The sequence below is a fragment of the Micromonospora sp. WMMC264 genome, from assembly GCF_027497275.1.
In the GTDB taxonomy this organism is placed as follows: Bacteria; Actinomycetota; Actinomycetes; order Mycobacteriales; family Micromonosporaceae; genus Micromonospora; species Micromonospora chalcea.
Genome location: NZ_CP114907.1, coordinates 2,284,924 through 2,301,030 on the forward strand (window position 1 = coordinate 2,284,924; position 16,107 = coordinate 2,301,030).

At 74.5% G+C, this 16,107-nt stretch carries 19 protein-coding genes; 10 read left to right on the plus strand and 9 right to left on the minus strand.

Features of this window, described 5'->3' with window-relative positions; translation table 11 throughout:
- Positions 1 to 114 precede the first annotated feature (114 nt).
- Positions 115 to 459: a hypothetical protein gene (locus O7542_RS09470; RefSeq protein ID WP_043323812.1), complete on the minus strand. Its 345-nt coding sequence runs from the start codon at positions 457 to 459 to the stop codon at positions 115 to 117.
- Between the two features lie 96 nt (positions 460 to 555).
- Here O7542_RS09470 and O7542_RS09475 point away from each other — a divergent pair, with 96 nt between their 5' ends.
- Complete coding sequence (locus O7542_RS09475; RefSeq protein ID WP_064445853.1) at positions 556 to 1,176, plus strand: L-threonylcarbamoyladenylate synthase; 621 nt, start codon at positions 556 to 558, stop codon at positions 1,174 to 1,176.
- Positions 1,177 to 1,254: 78 nt separating this feature from the next.
- Positions 1,255 to 2,829: a Na+/H+ antiporter gene (locus tag O7542_RS09480; RefSeq protein ID WP_181373756.1), complete on the plus strand. Its 1,575-nt coding sequence runs from the start codon at positions 1,255 to 1,257 to the stop codon at positions 2,827 to 2,829.
- A 38-nt stretch (positions 2,830 to 2,867) separates the two neighbouring features.
- Here the strand turns inward: O7542_RS09480 and O7542_RS09485 are convergent, their stop codons facing one another.
- Both O7542_RS09485 and O7542_RS09490 read right to left on the minus strand, forming a co-directional pair.
- Positions 2,868 to 3,800, minus strand: a complete 933-nt coding sequence (locus O7542_RS09485; protein WP_209962019.1) for a superoxide dismutase — start codon at positions 3,798 to 3,800, stop codon at positions 2,868 to 2,870.
- 116 nt (positions 3,801 to 3,916) lie between these two features.
- Positions 3,917 to 5,365, minus strand: coding sequence for an endo-1,4-beta-xylanase (locus O7542_RS09490; protein ID WP_043323818.1), 1,449 nt, complete (start codon positions 5,363 to 5,365; stop codon positions 3,917 to 3,919).
- 382 nt (positions 5,366 to 5,747) lie between these two features.
- Between O7542_RS09490 and O7542_RS09495 the strand changes: the two genes are divergently transcribed.
- Entirely contained in the window at positions 5,748 to 6,593 is an 846-nt protein-coding gene (locus O7542_RS09495) for a S1 family peptidase (RefSeq protein ID WP_281606051.1), read from the plus strand.
- A 52-nt stretch (positions 6,594 to 6,645) separates the two neighbouring features.
- Here O7542_RS09495 and O7542_RS09500 read toward each other — a convergent pair whose 3' ends face one another.
- Both O7542_RS09500 and O7542_RS09505 read right to left on the minus strand, forming a co-directional pair.
- On the minus strand, positions 6,646 to 6,978 hold the full coding sequence (locus O7542_RS09500) for a putative quinol monooxygenase (protein WP_043323822.1): 333 nt from the start codon (positions 6,976 to 6,978) through the stop codon (positions 6,646 to 6,648).
- Positions 6,979 to 7,018: 40 nt separating this feature from the next.
- Entirely contained in the window at positions 7,019 to 7,981 is a 963-nt protein-coding gene (locus O7542_RS09505) for a hypothetical protein (protein ID WP_281606052.1), read from the minus strand.
- 165 nt (positions 7,982 to 8,146) lie between these two features.
- On the opposite strand from O7542_RS09505, the gene O7542_RS09510 reads away from it, so the two are divergent.
- On the plus strand, positions 8,147 to 8,452 hold the full coding sequence (locus tag O7542_RS09510; RefSeq protein ID WP_043323825.1) for a DUF1330 domain-containing protein: 306 nt from the start codon (positions 8,147 to 8,149) through the stop codon (positions 8,450 to 8,452).
- A 7-nt stretch (positions 8,453 to 8,459) separates the two neighbouring features.
- On the opposite strand, the gene O7542_RS09515 is transcribed toward O7542_RS09510, so the two are convergent.
- Positions 8,460 to 9,203, minus strand: coding sequence for a hypothetical protein (locus O7542_RS09515; RefSeq protein WP_064445858.1), 744 nt, complete (start codon positions 9,201 to 9,203; stop codon positions 8,460 to 8,462).
- Positions 9,204 to 9,274: 71 nt separating this feature from the next.
- Between O7542_RS09515 and O7542_RS09520 the strand changes: the two genes are divergently transcribed.
- Positions 9,275 to 9,697, plus strand: a complete 423-nt coding sequence (locus tag O7542_RS09520; RefSeq protein ID WP_043323829.1) for a thioesterase family protein — start codon at positions 9,275 to 9,277, stop codon at positions 9,695 to 9,697.
- A gap of 7 nt (positions 9,698 to 9,704) precedes the next feature.
- Here the strand turns inward: O7542_RS09520 and O7542_RS09525 are convergent, their stop codons facing one another.
- Both O7542_RS09525 and O7542_RS09530 read right to left on the minus strand, forming a co-directional pair.
- Positions 9,705 to 10,364, minus strand: coding sequence for a response regulator transcription factor (locus O7542_RS09525; protein WP_043323831.1), 660 nt, complete (start codon positions 10,362 to 10,364; stop codon positions 9,705 to 9,707).
- On the minus strand, positions 10,352 to 11,635 hold the full coding sequence (locus O7542_RS09530) for a histidine kinase (RefSeq protein WP_281606053.1): 1,284 nt from the start codon (positions 11,633 to 11,635) through the stop codon (positions 10,352 to 10,354). The genes O7542_RS09525 and O7542_RS09530 overlap by 13 nt, the downstream gene beginning before the upstream one ends.
- A 132-nt stretch (positions 11,636 to 11,767) precedes the next feature.
- Here O7542_RS09530 and O7542_RS09535 point away from each other — a divergent pair, with 132 nt between their 5' ends.
- From O7542_RS09535 to O7542_RS09550, 4 genes are all read left to right on the plus strand, one after another.
- Positions 11,768 to 12,409, plus strand: a complete 642-nt coding sequence (locus tag O7542_RS09535; protein WP_281606054.1) for a DUF998 domain-containing protein — start codon at positions 11,768 to 11,770, stop codon at positions 12,407 to 12,409.
- Between the two features lie 4 nt (positions 12,410 to 12,413).
- A complete protein-coding gene (locus O7542_RS09540; protein ID WP_069088624.1) occupies positions 12,414 to 12,701 on the plus strand; it encodes a DUF1905 domain-containing protein in 288 nt (95 codons plus the stop codon).
- The gene (locus O7542_RS09545) at positions 12,698 to 13,558 is read left to right on the plus strand and encodes a Sir2 family NAD-dependent protein deacetylase (protein ID WP_281606055.1); all 861 of its coding nucleotides are present in this window, start codon (positions 12,698 to 12,700) and stop codon (positions 13,556 to 13,558) included. Before O7542_RS09540 ends, O7542_RS09545 begins: the two co-directional genes overlap by 4 nt.
- Before the next feature lie 104 nt (positions 13,559 to 13,662).
- Positions 13,663 to 14,901 carry a low temperature requirement protein A gene (locus tag O7542_RS09550; protein ID WP_069088626.1) on the plus strand — a complete coding sequence of 413 codons (1,239 nt, stop codon included), beginning with the start codon at positions 13,663 to 13,665 and terminating at the stop codon, positions 14,899 to 14,901.
- 3 nt (positions 14,902 to 14,904) lie between these two features.
- On the opposite strand, the gene O7542_RS09555 is transcribed toward O7542_RS09550, so the two are convergent.
- A complete protein-coding gene (locus tag O7542_RS09555; RefSeq protein WP_064445864.1) occupies positions 14,905 to 15,450 on the minus strand; it encodes a hypothetical protein in 546 nt (181 codons plus the stop codon).
- A 69-nt stretch (positions 15,451 to 15,519) separates the two neighbouring features.
- Between O7542_RS09555 and O7542_RS09560 the strand changes: the two genes are divergently transcribed.
- Entirely contained in the window at positions 15,520 to 16,098 is a 579-nt protein-coding gene (locus O7542_RS09560) for a TetR family transcriptional regulator C-terminal domain-containing protein (RefSeq protein WP_281606056.1), read from the plus strand.
- Positions 16,099 to 16,107: the final 9 nt, after the last annotated feature.

The following is a 16,107-nucleotide window of genomic DNA, read 5'->3' on the forward strand; positions in this document are numbered from 1 at the left end:
CCGACCCTTCGATCACCTCACGAAGCGCGCTGACCAGGCTCGACGGTGCGCACGAGCGCCGCCCCGGGCCGAGGCGGCCGGGGGCGGCGTGAGGACCCGTGTGCCTACGCTGCGTCAGGCGGCGGTGGCGGCGAGGCTCCGCGCGTCGGTCCGTGCCGCGGCCGTGCCCGGCTCACCGGCGGCACCGGGCCGGCTGACGCCCGGCTGTCCGGCGACGGGCCGCGAGGCGGACTGCGGCGAGCCGGCGGACTGCCGGGGCGCCCGGGCGGCGCTCAGCCCCGCCTGCGCGTTGTTCCACGCGCCGCAGGGCCAGGCGGCCCCCGCGCAGCTCGGGCTCGCGCAGACACGTTCGGCGTCGGGCTGGTGCGCGTCTGCCACCGCGGCGGCCAGGTCCCACAGCAGCGGATCGGTCACCTCCGCGGGGCGGTCGGTGACGCGGTCTGTGCTGGCTTCGGACATGATTCGGTCCCCCTGTCGTGAACGGCCCCCACCTGTTTCCGGAAACCGCCCCGGCCAAACCTGCGCCCGCCAGGTCGCGGGCATAGGCTGGCCGTCGTGGCGAGGTACTACGACCTGCATCCGGACAACCCCCAGCCCCGCGTGATCCGGCAGGTGGTGGACCTGCTGCGCGCCGACGGGGTGATCGCGTACCCGACGGATTCCTGCTACGCGCTCGGCTGCCGGATCGGCAACCGCGACGGCGTGGAACGCATCCGCGAGATCCGGCGGCTCGACGACCGGCACCCGTTCACGCTCGTGTGCGCCGACTTCGCCCAGCTCGGCCAGTTCGTCAAGCTCAGCAACGCGGTCTTCCGCCAGGTCAAGTCCGTCATCCCGGGCAGCTACACGTTCCTGCTGCCGGCCACCGCCGAGGTGCCCCGGCGGTTGCAGGACCCGCGCCGGCGGGTGGTCGGGGCGCGCGTGCCGAGCCACACGGTGACCCAGGCGCTGCTGGCCGAACTGGGTGAGCCGCTGCTGTCCAGCACGCTGCTGCTGCCCGGCGAGGACGAGCCGATGACCCAGGGCTGGGAGATCAAGGAACGGCTCGACCACCTGATCGACGCCGTGGTCGACGCCGGTGACTGCGGGCTCGAGCCGACCACCGTGGTCGACCTGTCCGGCGAGGAGCCGGAGATCCTGCGTCGCGGCGCCGGAGACCCGGCCCGCTTCGAGTAACGATCACCGATTCCGCCCCGTCCGGGCGCCGTCGTGGGGCACGGTAGGGACCCGGGGGAACGGTGACGGGGGTACGGCGTGGAAGCACTCCTGCTGATCACGGTGCTCGGCGCGACAGTGCTCGTCGGGACCACGATCGGCGGTCGCTACAGCGTCGCGCCGCCCGTGCTGCTGATCGCCATGGGCGCGCTGATCGGCCTGCTGCCGCCGTTCGACAACCTGATCCTCGAGCCCGAGGTCGTGCTGGTGCTGTTCCTCCCGGCCATCCTCTACCGGGAGAGTCTGGTCATCAGCCTGCGCGAGATCCGCGCCAACCTGGTGGTGATCATCGGCCTCGCCGTCGTGCTGGTGATCATCACGATGGCCGCTGTCGCGTTCACCGCGCAGGCTCTCGGCGTGGCGGCGTCCGCCGCCTGGGTGCTCGGCGCGGTCCTGGCCCCCACCGACGCCGCCGCCGTGGCCGGCCTGGCCAAACGGATGCCGCGCGGCATCCTCACCACGCTGCGCGCGGAGAGCCTGGTCAACGACGGTACGGCGCTCGTGCTCTTCGCCGTGGCGGCCGGCGTGATCGCGGGCGGGACGGTGCCCGGGCCGCTGCTGCTCACCGGCGAGTTCATCGGCAAGTCGGCCGGCGGCGTGGCCGCGGGACTGCTCGTCGGCGCGGTCGTGGTGCTGATCCGCAAGCACGTCGACGATCCGATGCGCGAGGGCGGGTTGAGCATCCTCACCCCGTTCGTGGCGTTCCTGCTCGCCGACGCGGTGCACGCCAGCGGCGTGCTCGCGGTGGTGGTGTCCGGACTGTTGCTGTCCTACGCCGCGCCCCGGGTGATCCGGGCCCGCTCCCGGGTCACCGCGTTCGCGTTCTGGGACCTCTCCACCTTCATGATCAACGGCGGCCTGTTCGTGCTGCTCGGCACGCAGGTGCCGCGTTCACTGCGCAGCATCACCAGCCACTCGCCGGCCGCGTCGCTCGGCATCGCGGTGCTCGTCGCCCTGGTCGTGGTGATGATCCGGCTGCTCTGGGTGCACCTGTCGGTGTCGGCGCTGCAACGGGCGGACCGGCGGGAGTCGAGCCGGGCGCGGCACTTCGACTTCCGCATGCGTACCGCGGTGGGCTGGGCCGGGTTCCGCGGCGCCGTCTCGCTCGCGGCGGCGCTGGCCGTGCCGGTCACCATGCACGACGGCAGCAACGTGCGCGAACGCGACCTGATCATCTTCGTGACCGTGGTGGTGATCGTGCTGATCATGCTGGTGCAGGGCACCACGCTGCCCGCGGTCGTGAGCTGGGCCGGCCTGACCGGCGACCGGGAACGCGACGACGAGGTGCGCTGGGCCCGGATCCGGGCCACCGAGGCAGCCCTGGAGGCGCTGCCCCGGGCCGCCAGCGACGTGGGCGCCACCCAGGACACGGTGGACCGGCTGCGCGCCGACTACGAGGACCACCTGGCCGCCGCGCGCGACCCCGGCGGCGAGGAGGCGGAGGGGGAGCGGGAGATGGCCCGCCGGCTGCGGTTGCGGGTGCTCGACCACAAGCGGCAGGAGATCACCCGGCTGCGCAACACCAGGCAGATCGACGACGTGGTGCTGCGGCAGCTCCAGGCGGCCATCGACATCGAGGAGATCCGCCTGCTCGGGCCGGAGATGGAGGAGTGAACCGGCCGCCACCCGGAGAGGGTGGCGGCCGGCGTGGCTCAGCGCGCGTCGACAGCGACGACCGTGTACGGGGTGGTCGGAGTCGGCGGGGTGGTGAACCGGCCGTTCGGCAGGTAGAGCCGGCCGAGCGCGGCGGCCACCGTGGTCGGCACGTCGAAGCCCGGGTCGGTGATGACGCCTCGGGCGACGCCGGCCGTGCCGGCGCGGTTCAGGTCGACCACGGCGACCTGGTTGAGGAAATTCTGCACCACGTACAGCCTGCGGCCGAGCAGCAGCAGGCCGTCACCGTTGAGGAACGTGGCGCCCGGCACGTCGACGGCGGTGGTGACGCCGGTGGCCGGGTCCACCCGGAACAGCGTGCCGGTGTTCGACTGCACGACGATCAGCGCGCGCCCGTCGGGCGTGGGCGCGATGCCGTTGAGGTTGACGCCGGTGCCGATCTGCTGGAAGTCACCGGTGAGCGGCAGTGTGGTGAAACCGCCGGCGGGCGGCAGCGTGCCGCCGTGTCCGAGCGGCAGGCGGTAGAGCACCGGCCGGTTCGAGTCGGTGAACCAGGCGGCGTCGCGGGTGAGCGTCACGTCGTTGACGAACGTCGGCGCCTCGGCGAACCGGTAGCTCGCGAGCACGGCGCCGGTGCGGGTGTCGACGACCCGGGCGTCCCCGGCGGTGCCGCCGGCGACGAAGAGCCGGCCCCGCGCGTCGACCTTCAGGCCGAGCGACGGGGTGCCGGTGGCGGGGCTGACCTGCTTGCCCGCCCCGGTGATCAGGTCGGCGCGGTAGATCTCACCGGTGGCCCGCGACCCGAACCAGGCGTAGCGGCCGGCGGCGGCGACGCCCTCCGGCTGGAAGCCGTCCGGCAGCGCGATCACGCTCGGGCGGCGGTCGTGGGCGGCGGCGGGGGCCGGGGCGGCGGTGGTGACGAGGGTGGCGGCCAGGGCGACGCCGAGGACGGTCCTGATGCGTCGGTTCACTGTGGTCCTTCCGGACGAAACGGTGGAACAGGACCTGCCCCACTGTACGGTCGCCGGCCGGCGACCGCCGGGGACGCGACCCGGCACGGTGCTCCCGTGCCGGGTCACGCCGACTGTCAGCCGGCCGCGCAGGCCGGCGTGCCGGAGGGCGCCGTGCCGGTGCCCTGGAATCCGAACTCGGTGGTGCCACCGGCACCGACCTGACGGTTGTAGTCCACGTTGCGGAACGTCACCGCGCCGGTGGTGCCGCTGGCCTGCGCGCTCCAGGTGTTCGTGACCGCCGAGCCCGACGGCACGGTGAGCGACACGGTCCACCCGTTGAGCCCGCTGGAACCCGCGGTGATCCGTACGTTGGTGACGAAGCCGCCCGGCCACTGGTTGGTGGTGATCGTGGCGGTGCAGGCGCCGGTCGGCGGCGGAGTCGTCGTCGGCGGCTCACTGGTCGGCGGCGTGCTGGTCGGCGGCGTCGAGGTGGGCGGGGTGCTGGTCGGCGGCGCGGTGGTGGGCGGCGGGGTGCCGCCCTCGTTGAGCGCGTTCAGCACGGCGGTGTACGCCTGCTTCTTGTTGCCGCTGCCGTCGAACAGCAGCGGGGTGCCGCTGGCCCGCCACGAGTCGGTGTCGCGGATGCCCCACACGGTGATGCCGTTGCAGCGCGCCACCGCCAGGCAGTCCCGGGTCACGTTGCCGTACGAGGTGGCCTGGCTGCTGCCGGAGCCCTCGATGTCCAGCTCGGTGATCTGCACGTCGACGCCGAGCGCGGCGAAGTTCTGCAGCGTGGTGCGGTAGTTGCTCGGGTACGGCGACCCGCTGTTGAAGTGCGACTGGAGGCCGACGCAGTCGATCGGCACGCCCCGGGACTTGAAGTCCCGCACCATGTTGTAGACGCCCTGGGTCTTGGCCCAGCTCCAGTTGTCGATGTTGTAGTCGTTGTAGCAGAGCTTGGCGCCCGGGTCGGCGGCGCGCGCGGCACGGAACGCGGCCTCGATCCAGTCGTTGCCGGTCTGCTGGAGGTTCGAGTTGCGGCGGGCGCCGCTGTTGCCGTCGTCGAACGCCTCGTTCACCACGTCCCAGGAGTGGATCTTGCCCCGGTAGTGGGTGGCGACCTGGGTGACGTGGTTGATCATCGCGTCGCGCAACGCGCTGCCGGACAGGCTTCCCGTCCACCCGGGCTGCTGCTGGTGCCAGAGCAGCGCGTGGCCGCGCACCCGCATGCCGTTGGCCTGGGCGTGCGCGACGAGCCGGTCGCCGTTGGTGAAGTTGAACTGGTTCCGGGACGGCTCGGTGGCGTCCCATTTCATCTCGTTCTCGGCGGTGACCATGTTGAACTCGCGGTTCAGGATGCCGACGTACGTGCTGTCGGACAACTTGTTCACCGCCACCGCCGTGCCGAAGTACCGGCCCTGCTCCGCCGCCGACGCGCCGAGCGTCGTGCCGGCGCTGGCGCTGGTCGCCACCGCTATCGTGGCGGCGACCATCGCGGCCCCCGCCACCATCGCGACCACAGCGGTCCGCGGGCGTGACCGGGCTGCCGCGCTCCCGCTGCCGCGGGCGAGCACCTTGTCCATCTGAACGCCTCTCTAGCCTGTCAATGGGATCGGCTCGCCTCGGCCACCGCCCGCCACGATGTCGGCTCCGCGCGGTCGCCCGGTGGCCGCGCCAACTCGGGGAGCGACTCCCCGGCACATCGTGAGTGGATCGAAGCGAATCTCTGCCCGGAGCCTACCGGAAGCGTTCCGAAAACTTAATCACCTCGATGCGTCGACATCGGGGCACGCGGTGGCGGGTGGAGGGCGGGAATCCGAGGGCGGGCGCGGGGGGACGGGCGCGCGCACCGCCGGCCGCGACTCCGGAAGTTTCGGGAATCGCCGGTTCTGCCGGTTGAGTGGATCGCGCCCGCGGGCTGATGCTGTGCCAATCGACCGTAGACGATGGAGGAGGTCCCGGAGGATGCGCCGACCCGCGCTCGTCGTACTCGTCCTCGCCGTCCTGCTGACCGGCGCTCCGGCGGTCGCCCGGGCCGGCGTCGCCACTCCACCGGCCGGGCCCGCCGCGCTCGCCGGGATCCGCACGCCCGGCACCGCCTGGGAGCACGACCCGGCCACCGGCCGGCTCACGGTCACCGCCGACGACACGGTACGCGGCAGCGAGCTGGCCGCGCTGCGCCGGACCGCGGCCCGGGCCGGCGCGGTGCTGCGCCACGAACCCGGGCGGCTGCGTACGCTCATCGCCGCCGGTCAGGCGATCTACGGCGGCGGCGGGCGCTGTTCACTGGGCGCGAACGTGCGCAGCGGCGCCACCTGGTACTTCGTCACCGCCGGACACTGCACGCGCCTCGCCGCCACCTGGTACGCCGACAGCGCCCGCACGACGGTGCTGGGCAGCCGGACCGGCAGCAGCTTCCCCGGCAACGACTACGGCGTGGTCCGCTACACCGGAACCGCCGCCCACCCGAGCGCGATCCACACCTACCCGGGGCAGGTCACCGTAACCGCCGCCGGCAGCGCGTACGTCGGTCAGGCGGTCTGCCGCAGCGGCGCCACCACCGGCGTGCGGTGCGGCACCGTCACCGGGCTGAACGCGACAGTCAACTACGCCGAGGGCAGCGTCACCGGGCTGATCCGCACGAACATCTGCGCCGAGCCGGGGGACAGCGGCGGACCGCTCTACGTGGCCGCGACCGGCACCGTCCTCGGCGTGCTGTCCGGCGGCAGCGGCAACTGCACGAGCGGTGGCACCAGCTACTACCAGCCGATCCTGGAGATCCTCGCCGCCTACGGCCTGACCATCCCCTGACCCGCCGCGCGGGCGGCCCGCCGCGCCGCCCGCGCGCAGTTGCGCCGTCCGGTCAGGCGTCGCCAGGTACGGCCATCTCGCCCAGGCGCGACCAGTCCTGCTGCGGCACCGTCACGTTGACGATCCGGGGCGTCTCGGCCAGGTGCGGCGGCAGCGTGCGCTGGGCTTCGCGGAAGTGCTCCGACTGCACGTGCGCCGCGCCCGCCTCGTCGTCGCGGAACGCCTCGACCAGCACGTACTCGGTCGGGTCGTCCAGGCTGCGGGACCAGTCGAACCACAGGCAGCCGGGCTCGGCCCGGGTCGCGGCGGTGAAGTCGGCGGCGATCCGCGGCCAGTTGTCGGCGTCTTCGGGGCGGACCCGGAACTTGGCGGTAATGAAGATCATGGGATCAGGCTACCCAGGGCCGCCGGTGACCCGCGCCCGATCAGCTCTTGGCCGCCGGGCCGAGCAGTTCGGCCGCCCGCCGGTCGGCGAACGCGGTGACCGCCTGCTGCCCGGCGCCGAACACGATGGCCAGGCCCAGCAGCGCGGCGGTGCTGCTCACACTGGTCTCCACCAGGCCGCCGATGACCAGCATGATGCCGACCACCGCCACCAGCGGGCCGACCGCGAGCTTGAGCAGCCCCTGCTGGAACGGCAGCTTGTAGGGCAGCCCGCCGGACCGGGACGTGATCATCGACGGCAGCGCGCTGAGGAACGCGCCGAGCGCCCCGGCGATCAGCACGAAGAACAGCAGCCGCCAGGCCGGTACGCCACCGGCGTCGGTCGGCGCCTCCAGCAGCCGGACGTCGTGGCTGAGCCACTGCACCAGCACCACGAGGACCTCCGCCACCAGCGCGAACACCGACAGCCCCAGCATCCGGTTGCGCAGCCGCCGCGCCGACTCGTGGAACTCGTCGGACGCGGAGTGGAAGCGCAGCAGCAGCGCCTGCACCCGGGCGCGCAGCAACTCCACGGGCACCCCGCCGGTCGCGGTGTCGAGGTCGCTGAGCACCTTGTCGTCGGCCGGCAGCACCTGCGCCGCCGCGCTGCGGTACGCCGGCAGCAGCCCGGCCAGCTCGTCCGGGCTGCGCAACCCCACCATGGCCCGCTCCACCGAGTGGATGGTCTGCCACGCGTACTCCAGGTTGCCGCCGCGCAACCACTCGACCACGCCGCTGCGTCCGAGCACCACCTCCACCCGGGACAGCTGCGCGCGCAGCGCCTCGGCCCGATCGGGGTCGCGCGCGGACAGCACCGCGAGCTGCTGGTACAGGTCGTCGAGTTTGGTCCGTACGCGGACCTGCCACACCGCGCCGGGAACCGGCGTGACGGGCCGGGACGGCCCGCCCTCCGGCGTGTTCCGGGGCTCGGGTATGGCCTCCGGCTGGGTCTCCTGCTCGATCATCCTGCCCCACCTCTTTCCCCCACGCCGCGCGGACCTGCTACCAGTATTCGCAGGTCAGAGCCATAATGGCTAGAGCACACCGGACAGTCGACCCGGCTCGCGGAGGCGGCGGATCCGGCCCGACGGACGAGGCCGGAGCGCTCGGGCGGTCGGTAGCCTGAGCCGGTGACCGTCTACGCCCTCGCGCAGCTCACCATCCACGACCGGGCGCGCTACGACAGGTATGCCGCCGCCTTCCCGCCGGTGCTGGCCCGCTACGGCGGTCGGCTGCTCGCCGCCGACACCAGCCCGCGCGTGGTCGAGGGGGAGTGGCCGCACCACAAGGCGGTGCTGCTGTCGTTCGACAGCCGGGAGGACTTCGAGCGCTGGTCCACCTCGCCGGAGTACCGGGAGATCTCCCGGGACCGGGAGGCGGCCACCGAGGGCGTGGTCCTGCTGCTCGACGGGATCGGTCACGCCTGGCCGGCCTGACGCCCGGTCAGAGCCGGTGGCGTACCCACACGTTGGGCTCCACGTACGCGGCGTGGTCGTGGTCGACGTCGACGAGCACCGGCGTCAACGCACCAGGCACCCGCACCGGCCCGGAGGTGTCGAACGGCAGCCCGGTCCAGCGCCGCCAGTCCGCGAGCGTCCCGGTCACCGTCATCGACCGGGGCGCGACCCGCTCGATCACCCCGCCCGCCCGCACGTGCACCCGCAGCCACGGATCGGCCGGCAGGCCGTCGGGGCGGCGGCGGGCCGCGTACTCGGTCATCGGCACGTCCGGGGCGTCGGCCTTGCCGTTCGGGCGCACCGGCGCCACCAGCGTGTCGAACCCGGCGCGGGCCACCGCCGCGCGCATGGCCGCGAGCATCAGCCCGGACACCCCGCCGCCGCGCCGGTCCGGGCGCACGCAGATCTCCAGCGCGGACACCAGGTTCGGGGTGGACCCGGTGAGCCGCCCGAGCGTGGCCCGCTGGATCACCCGGTCCCAGCCGCCGTCGGGCAGCTCGTCCTCCGTCCAGCGCAACGGCGCCGCGTAGCCCCGGGCGACGGCCCGGCCCGGCTCGGCCGGGTCGACGGCGGCGAAGACGAACTCGGGGTACGTCTCGTGCGCGACGCCGTAGTAGAGCGCGCCCATCGGATCCCAGAGCATGAACGGCGGCCAGGCGCCGTCGAAGTCGGTGTCGAGCAGCGGCGCCAGGTCCGGCCGCTGCGCCAGGGTCACGATCTCCAGAGTCACGCCGGGCAGGTTAGGGCCGCGCGACCCGGACCGCACGCCGTTTTGTCCGCGCCGCTGGTTAGGCTGCCGGCATGGCAGATCCGTTCCGGGTGCGCGTCACCGTACGCGGCTACGAACTCGACACGCAGGGGCACCTCAACCAGGCGGTCTACCTCCAGTACGCCGAGCACGCCCGCTGGGAGTGCCTGCGCGCCTCCGGCATCGGCCAGGACCGGCTGATCGCCGGCGGCGTCGGACCGGTCGCGCTGGAGGTGACTGTGCGTTACCTGCGGGAGCTGCGCGGCGGCGACGAGGTCGACGTGACCTGCGAGTTCCACTGGGGCGAGGGCAAGACGTTCCGGATCGGCCAGGAGTTCACCCGCGCCGACGGCACCCCCGTCGCTTCGGTGTCCGGCGTCGGCGGCCTGCTCGACCTCGCCGAACGGCGGCTGGTGCCCGACCCGCGCGAGCGGTTCCGGGCACTGGCCACCGACCCCGCGCCGATGAGCCTGTAGCGCCCGGTCAGCCCGCCGCGCGCAGGTGGGCGAGCACTGCCAGCACCCGCCGGTTGGTGTCCTCGTCCGGCGGCAGGCCGAGCTTGGCCAGGATGTTGCCCACGTGCTTGCCGATCGCCGCCTCGGTCACGTGCAGCCGCGCCGCGATCGCGCTGTTGGAGTGCCCCTCGGCGACCAGGCCCAGCACCTCCCGCTCACGGGGGGACAGCGCGCCGAGCGGGTCGCGCGGGCGGCGCAGCAGGTGCCGCACCACGTCCGGGTCGACGGCGGTGCCGCCGGCCGCCACCCGGCGCAGCGTCGCGGCGAACTCCTCGACGTCCGCCACCCGGTCCTTGAGCAGGTAGCCGACCCGGTTGCCGTCGCCGCTGTCGAGCAGCGCGGCGGCGTACCCGCTCTGCACGTGCTGGCTGAGCACCACCACGGCGAGGTCCGGGCGTTCGGCGCGCAGCGCGACCGCCGCCCGCAGGCCGTCGTCGCGGTGCTGCGGCGGCATCCGGATGTCGGTCACCAGCAAATCGGGCCGGTGGGTGCGGACCGCGTCGAGCAGGTCCGGGGCGGAGCCGACGGCGGCGTCCACAGCGAAACCGAACCGGGTCAGCAGGCCCACCAGACCCTCCCGGAGCAGCACCTCGTCCTCGGCCAGGACGACCCGGATCACGGACGGCACGGCAGCTCCACCCGCACGAGGGTAGGCCCACCGGGCGGGCTGGACAGCAGCAGCCGCCCGTCCACCGCCGCCACCCGGTCCGCGAGCCCGGTCAGACCGGTGCCGCGCGCCGGGTCGGCGCCGCCCCGGCCGTCGTCGCGCACCTCCACCACCAGCAGTCGTTCGTCGCGGATCAGGCGCACCTGCGCCCGGGTCGCCCCGGAGTGCCGGGCCACGTTGCCGAGCGTCTCCGAGACCACGTACCAGGCGGTGGTCTGCACCAGGTCCGGCACCGGGCGGGTCAGGTCGGCGTGCACGGTGACCGGGACGACCGACCGGGCGGCCAGATCACCGACGGCGGCGGCCAGGCCGAGTTCGGTGAGCTGCTGCGGGCGGATGCCCTGGACGATCCCGCGCAACGTCACCATCAGCTCCTTGGCCTGCTCGTGCGCCGCCGCGAGCGGCTTCGCCGCCGGGGAGCCGTCCGGCACGTCGAGGCGGGCCAGCCCGAGCTGGAGGGTGAGGCTGGTCAGGCGCGGCTGCACGCCGTCGTGCACGTCCCGCTCGACGCGGCGGCGCTCGGCCTCGTAGGCGCTCACCAGGCGGGCCCGGGACCGGGTCACCTCGCGCAGCGCCGTCCCGCCGGGCGCGTCGTCGAGCAGCAGGCGAGCCACCGCCGCCTGGGCCGCGACGAGCAGCCCGGCGAGGTAGACCAGCGCGGGGACCGCCAGCAGACCGGCGACCGCGTACGGCACCGCCTCGGCGGGGGAGTCGACAGTGGCCCAGATCAGCACGATGCGGTCCTCGCCGCCGGCCAGCCACGGACCGGCCACCAGCGCCACGTCCAGCAGCACGAGCAGACCGAACATCCCGTACGCCAGCGGCACCGCCACACCCAGCACCGCCAGGTACGCGCCCTCCCGCCATCCGGTGGCGGTGGTGAGGCGGGCGGCGATCCCACGCCATTGGGGCGCGGTCACCGATCGGTCGTCGACCAGGCCGAGGCGCCACCGCTCGACCGCCGCCACCGGCGCGCCGGCCAGCGGCGCGAACGCCACCACCGTCAGTGCCAGCACGGCCAGCACCGCCAGCGCCGTGGCGTCGACCGGGCGGCCCCGCCGCAGCGCGCCGGCCACCAGCAGCAGCGGCGCGGCGACCACCGCCGCGCCGAGCGCCGCCGTGCCGGCCAGGGGCAGGGTCGTGACGGCGTACGCCAGGGCCCGCCACGGCCACGCGGACAGCAGGTAGCGGCGGCGGCGCAACGCTGCCGCCAGCCCGTGATCAACGGTCATGCCGTGACGCTAGCCAGACCCCGCCGCCCTTCCGAGCCATCCAGGCCCCATCCGCGGGTAGGTCTGGCCCTACCTCGAACCGGCCCGCCACGCCCCGTGCGCCGGGGCGCCCCGAGACCGTGCACTCGTCGGGTGAGAAACCGTCTCGCGGGCGCCTGCTGGCTGCTCGCCGCCGTGTCGTTCCTGGCCGCCAACGTCCTCGTCGGCCTGGCCTGGGACCAGCCCCGGTTCAGCTGGGCCGAGCACAACATCAGCGACCTCGGCAACGTGACCTGCGGCGTGTGGGACACCAGCCGGCCGCGTCCGGTCTGCTCACCGTGGCACGCGGGCATGAACGCCGTGTTCGTCGCCGCCGGGCTGCTGCTCGCGGTCGGCGCGCTGCTCGCGCGCCGGGCGCTGCGCCCGGGCCGCGCCGCGACCGTCACCGTGGCGTCGGCAGTGGCCGCCGGGTCCGGGTACGTGCTGGCCGGCCTCTACCCGGCCGACGTGGACGAGAACCTGCACGTGCTCGGCGCGCTGCTGGTCTTCGCGCTCGGCAACGCGGCGCTGCTGGCCGCCGCGCTCGGCCGGTCGCCGCTGCTGCGCGAGCTGCGGACCGTCAGCGCGGTCCTGGGCCTGCTCGGCCTGGCCGGCACCGTGCTGTTCCTGTCCCGGGTGGACGCCGGCATCGGCGTGGGCGGCATGGAGCGTGTCGCCGTGTTCCCGCTGTTCGCCTGGGTGACGACGGCCGGGCTGCGGCTGCTCGGGCTCTGTCGGTCCCGGCCCCTATCCTGACCGGATGGAGCTGGCGTTCAGCGGCGAGGTGTGGTTCTGGCGCGGCCCGGCGCCGTACCACTTCGTCACGGTGCCCGACGAGCAGAGTGCGGCGATCGAGGCCGCATCGGCGTCGGTCACCTACGGCTGGGGCATGATCCCGGTGACGGTCCGCATCGGCGGCACCGACTGGCGGACGTCGCTGTGGCCCAAGGACGGCCGGTACGTGGTGCCGCTGCGGGTCGCGGCGCGCCGGGCCGAGGGCATCGAGCTGGGTGACCGGGTCGACGTGCGGCTGACGGTGGACGTGTGACCGGGCCGGAGCTGGCCGAGGCGGCCCTGCTGCTGGCCGCCGCGCGTCGCCCGGTGGTCTTCACCGGCGCGGGCATGTCGGCGGAGAGCGGCGTGCCGACGTTCCGGGACGCCCAGACCGGGCTGTGGCAACGCTACGACCCGCAGGAGCTGGCGACACCGGCCGCGTTCCGCGCCGACCCGGCGCTGGTCTGGGGCTGGTACGAGGCACGCCGGCGCGGGGTGCTCCGGGCGCTACCGAATCCGGGGCACCGGGCGGTGGCGGCGATCGCGGCCCGGCTGCCGGAGACCGTGGTGATCACGCAGAACGTCGACGACCTGCACGAGCGCGGCGGCGTGCCCGCCCCGGTACGCCTGCACGGCAGCCTGTTCGCGCCCCGCTGCTCGGCCTGCGCCCGGCCCGCGCCGCTGCCGTCGGACCTGCCGCCGTCCGCCGGTCCGCCGGAGCCGCACGACGGGGCGGAACCGCACGACGGGGCGGAATCGCACGGCGGGGCGGAATCGCATGCGCCGGAGGCGCACGACGGGCCGCTGGACCCGCCCGCGTGCGCCGACTGCGGCGCGCCGGTGCGGCCCGGGGTGGTGTGGTTCGGCGAGGCGCTGCCGTCGGCCGCGCTCGACGCGGCGGTCGAGGCGGCTTCCAGCTGCGACCTGCTGCTGACGGTGGGCACCTCCGCGCTCGTGCACCCGGCCGCCGAGATCCCGCTCGTCGCGGCCCGTCTCGGCGCGCCGGTGGTACAGGTGAACCCGGTACCGACGCCGCTGGACCCGATCTGCGCGGTGAACCTGCGCGGCCCGGCCGGCGAGATGCTGCCCGCGCTGGTCCGCGCCGCCTGGCCGGACGACGCGGTCGGCTGAACTGACCGCAGGCCGAGCCCGGCGTGATCCCGGGAATCGCCCGATCGCCCGCCCTGCGCCGCCTACCGTCGGCGCAGGAGGTGGACCGGCGGAGGGCGGCGGGCGTGGGACGCGAACGGGTGCGACGACGGCCGCGCGCGCCCCGGCCGGGGCCGGACGAGCGTCGGGTCACGCCCTTCGAGATCTTCTTCGACCTGGTCTTCGTCTTCGCGCTCACCCGGATCATGGCGCTGATCGAGCCGCACCCGACCCCGGCCGGGATGGCCAAGGGCCTGCTCCTGCTCGTGCTGCTCTGGGTGGCGTGGTTGTCGTACACCTGGTTGGGCAACCACACGCCCGCCGACGTCGGGGTGGTGCGCGGCGGGTTCCTGGTCGCGATGGCCGCGTTGTTCCTGGCCGCGCTCGCCATGCCGCAGGCGTGGACGCCGGGCCCGGGGCTGGACGGTCCGTTGATCGTCGTGCTGGCCTACGTGGTGCTGCGCGCGGTGCACCTGACGCTGTTCCACTGGGCCGCGGCGGGTGACCCGGAACTGCGCGCCCGGATCCGGTTCTTCGCGTGCGTCAGCGCCGTCGGCTGGGTGCCGCTGCTGCTCGGCGCGCTGCTGGACGGTGCCGCGCACGCGGCGCTGTGGGTGCTGGGCTTCGCCGTCGAGGTGGCCGGGCAGCGGCTGTCGTACGCCCGCCGGGGCGCCTGGCCGCTGCGCAGCCCGACGCACTTCGCCGAGCGGTACGGCCTGGTGCTGATCATCTCGCTGGGGGAGTCGGTGGTGGCCGCGGGAGTGGGCGCGGCCTCGGCGGTCACCGAGCCGTCGGTCCTCGCCGTGGCGCTCGTCGGTTTCGTGGTGACCGTCTGCCTCTGGTGGCTCTACTTCCGCAGCACGTCCCCGGAGGCGGCCCGGGCGCTCGCCGCCGCACCGGCGGCGCGGCGGGACCGGATGGCCGCGGACGCCTACAGCCAGACCCATCTGCTGCTCGTCGCCGGCGTCATCTACCTGGCGCTCGGCATCGAGCAGGTGCTGGAGCACGTCGCCGACCCGGAGGCCGGGCCCCGGCTGAACCGCTCGGCCGCGGTGGCGCTGTTCGGTGGCGCGGCCGTCTACCTGGCCGGACGGCTGCTGTTCCGGCGGCTGACCGGTCAGCCGGTGGGAGCGGCCCGGCTGGCCGTCGCCGGTGCGGCGTTGCCGCTGGCCGCGCTCGGGACGGCGCTGCCGCCGCCGCTGGCGCTGGCGGCGCTGGCCGGGCTGTTGCTGGTCGCGATCGCCGTCGATCGGCGCGGCGAGCCGTCCGCCGCCGGGCGGTCGGCGAAGCAGCCGGTAGGCCGGGTCGCCGGGGGCGGAGGGTGAGCCTCACGCGTCGCGCGGCGCCCGCTTCGGGAAGACGGTGTACGCGACCGGCCAGAACACCAGCCAGCCCGCCATCACCACGGTGAGCCGGCCGGCCCACGCCCACAGCTCGGCGGTGCGCTCGCCGTCGCCGACCAGGGCGATGCCACCGAGCAGCACGGCGCAGGCGACCGCCCAGCCGATCATGCCCTTGCCCCACTCGCGCCACTCGTGCCGGGCCCGCGCCATCCCGTACTTCGGGGCCCGGCGCGGGGGAGGCCCGCCGGCGAACCGGTGCGCGAACCGCTCGTCGGCCCAGCGCACCATGCTGTGTCCGAACGCCACCGAGAACCCGAGGTACGCGGCGGCGAGGCCGTGGGCGAACGTGGCTGTCGCGCCCCGGCGCAGGTCGATCATCGTGGCGGCCAGCAGCACGAGATCGACCACGGGCACGGCGATCAGCAGCGCCGCGCCGAGGCGGGGCCGGCGCAGCGGGTACCGGGCGATCAGCCCGGCGAGCAGCACCACCCAGAACGCCACCTCGCATCCGACGATCACTGCCACGAGCATGCGGCCTCCTTTTTTAGTACGCTGTGCGATAACCGTAGCAGCGTTCGTCGACCAGGTTCCGGAGGGCCCGTGCCCAAGATCGTCGACCACGACGCGCGCCGGGCCGAGCTGGCGCGGGCGATGTGGCGGGTCGTCTACCGCGACGGCGTCGGCGCCGCCACCGTGCGCAGCATCGCGGCCGAGGCGGGCTGGTCACCGAGCGCGCTGCGGCACTACTTCGCGACCCAGACCGAACTGCTGGTGTTCGCCATGGAGCACGTACAGGCCGAGGCGGCCGAGCGGATCGCCGCCGACGACCGGACCGGCAGCCCCCGCGAGGTCGCCCAGCGGGTGCTGGAACACCTGCTGCCGCTGGACCGGCAGCGCGTCCGCGAGGCCGAGGTGTGGCTGCTGCTCGCCGCGCGCGCCCAGACCGACCCGGCCGCGCGATCCCGGATGGCCGAGGCGGACGACGGCATCCGCCGCGCCGCCGAGTTCGCCGTCTGCCTCCTCACCGGGGAACCGGCCCCCGACCCCGAGGCGGTCGCCGGGCTGCACGCCCTGCTCGACGGGCTCGCGCTGCACGCGCTGCTGCACCCCGAGCGGATGCCACCCGGGCGCGCCCGGGCGCTGCTCGGCGCGCACCTGGACACGCTCGCCGCGTCCTGACCGCCCTGG

Bases quoted from the DNA above. Each gene is read 5' to 3' on its own strand.
- O7542_RS09500 (WP_043323822.1), bottom strand. From the start codon at position 6,978: ATGATCTTCATTACCGCCAAGTTCCGGGTCCGCCCCGAAGACGCCGAC.
- O7542_RS09540 (WP_069088624.1), top strand. From the start codon at position 12,414: ATGGAGCTGGCGTTCAGCGGCGAGGTGTGGTTCTGGCGCGGCCCGGCG.
- O7542_RS09470 (WP_043323812.1), bottom strand. From the start codon at position 459: ATGTCCGAAGCCAGCACAGACCGCGTCACCGACCGCCCCGCGGAGGTG.
- O7542_RS09490 (WP_043323818.1), bottom strand. From the start codon at position 5,365: ATGGACAAGGTGCTCGCCCGCGGCAGCGGGAGCGCGGCAGCCCGGTCA.
- O7542_RS09530 (WP_281606053.1), bottom strand. From the start codon at position 11,635: ATGACCGTTGATCACGGGCTGGCGGCAGCGTTGCGCCGCCGCCGCTAC.
- O7542_RS09505 (WP_281606052.1), bottom strand. From the start codon at position 7,981: ATGATCGAGCAGGAGACCCAGCCGGAGGCCATACCCGAGCCCCGGAAC.
- O7542_RS09555 (WP_064445864.1), bottom strand. From the start codon at position 15,450: ATGCTCGTGGCAGTGATCGTCGGATGCGAGGTGGCGTTCTGGGTGGTG.
- O7542_RS09520 (WP_043323829.1), top strand. From the start codon at position 9,275: ATGGCAGATCCGTTCCGGGTGCGCGTCACCGTACGCGGCTACGAACTC.
- O7542_RS09495 (WP_281606051.1), top strand. From the start codon at position 5,748: ATGCGCCGACCCGCGCTCGTCGTACTCGTCCTCGCCGTCCTGCTGACC.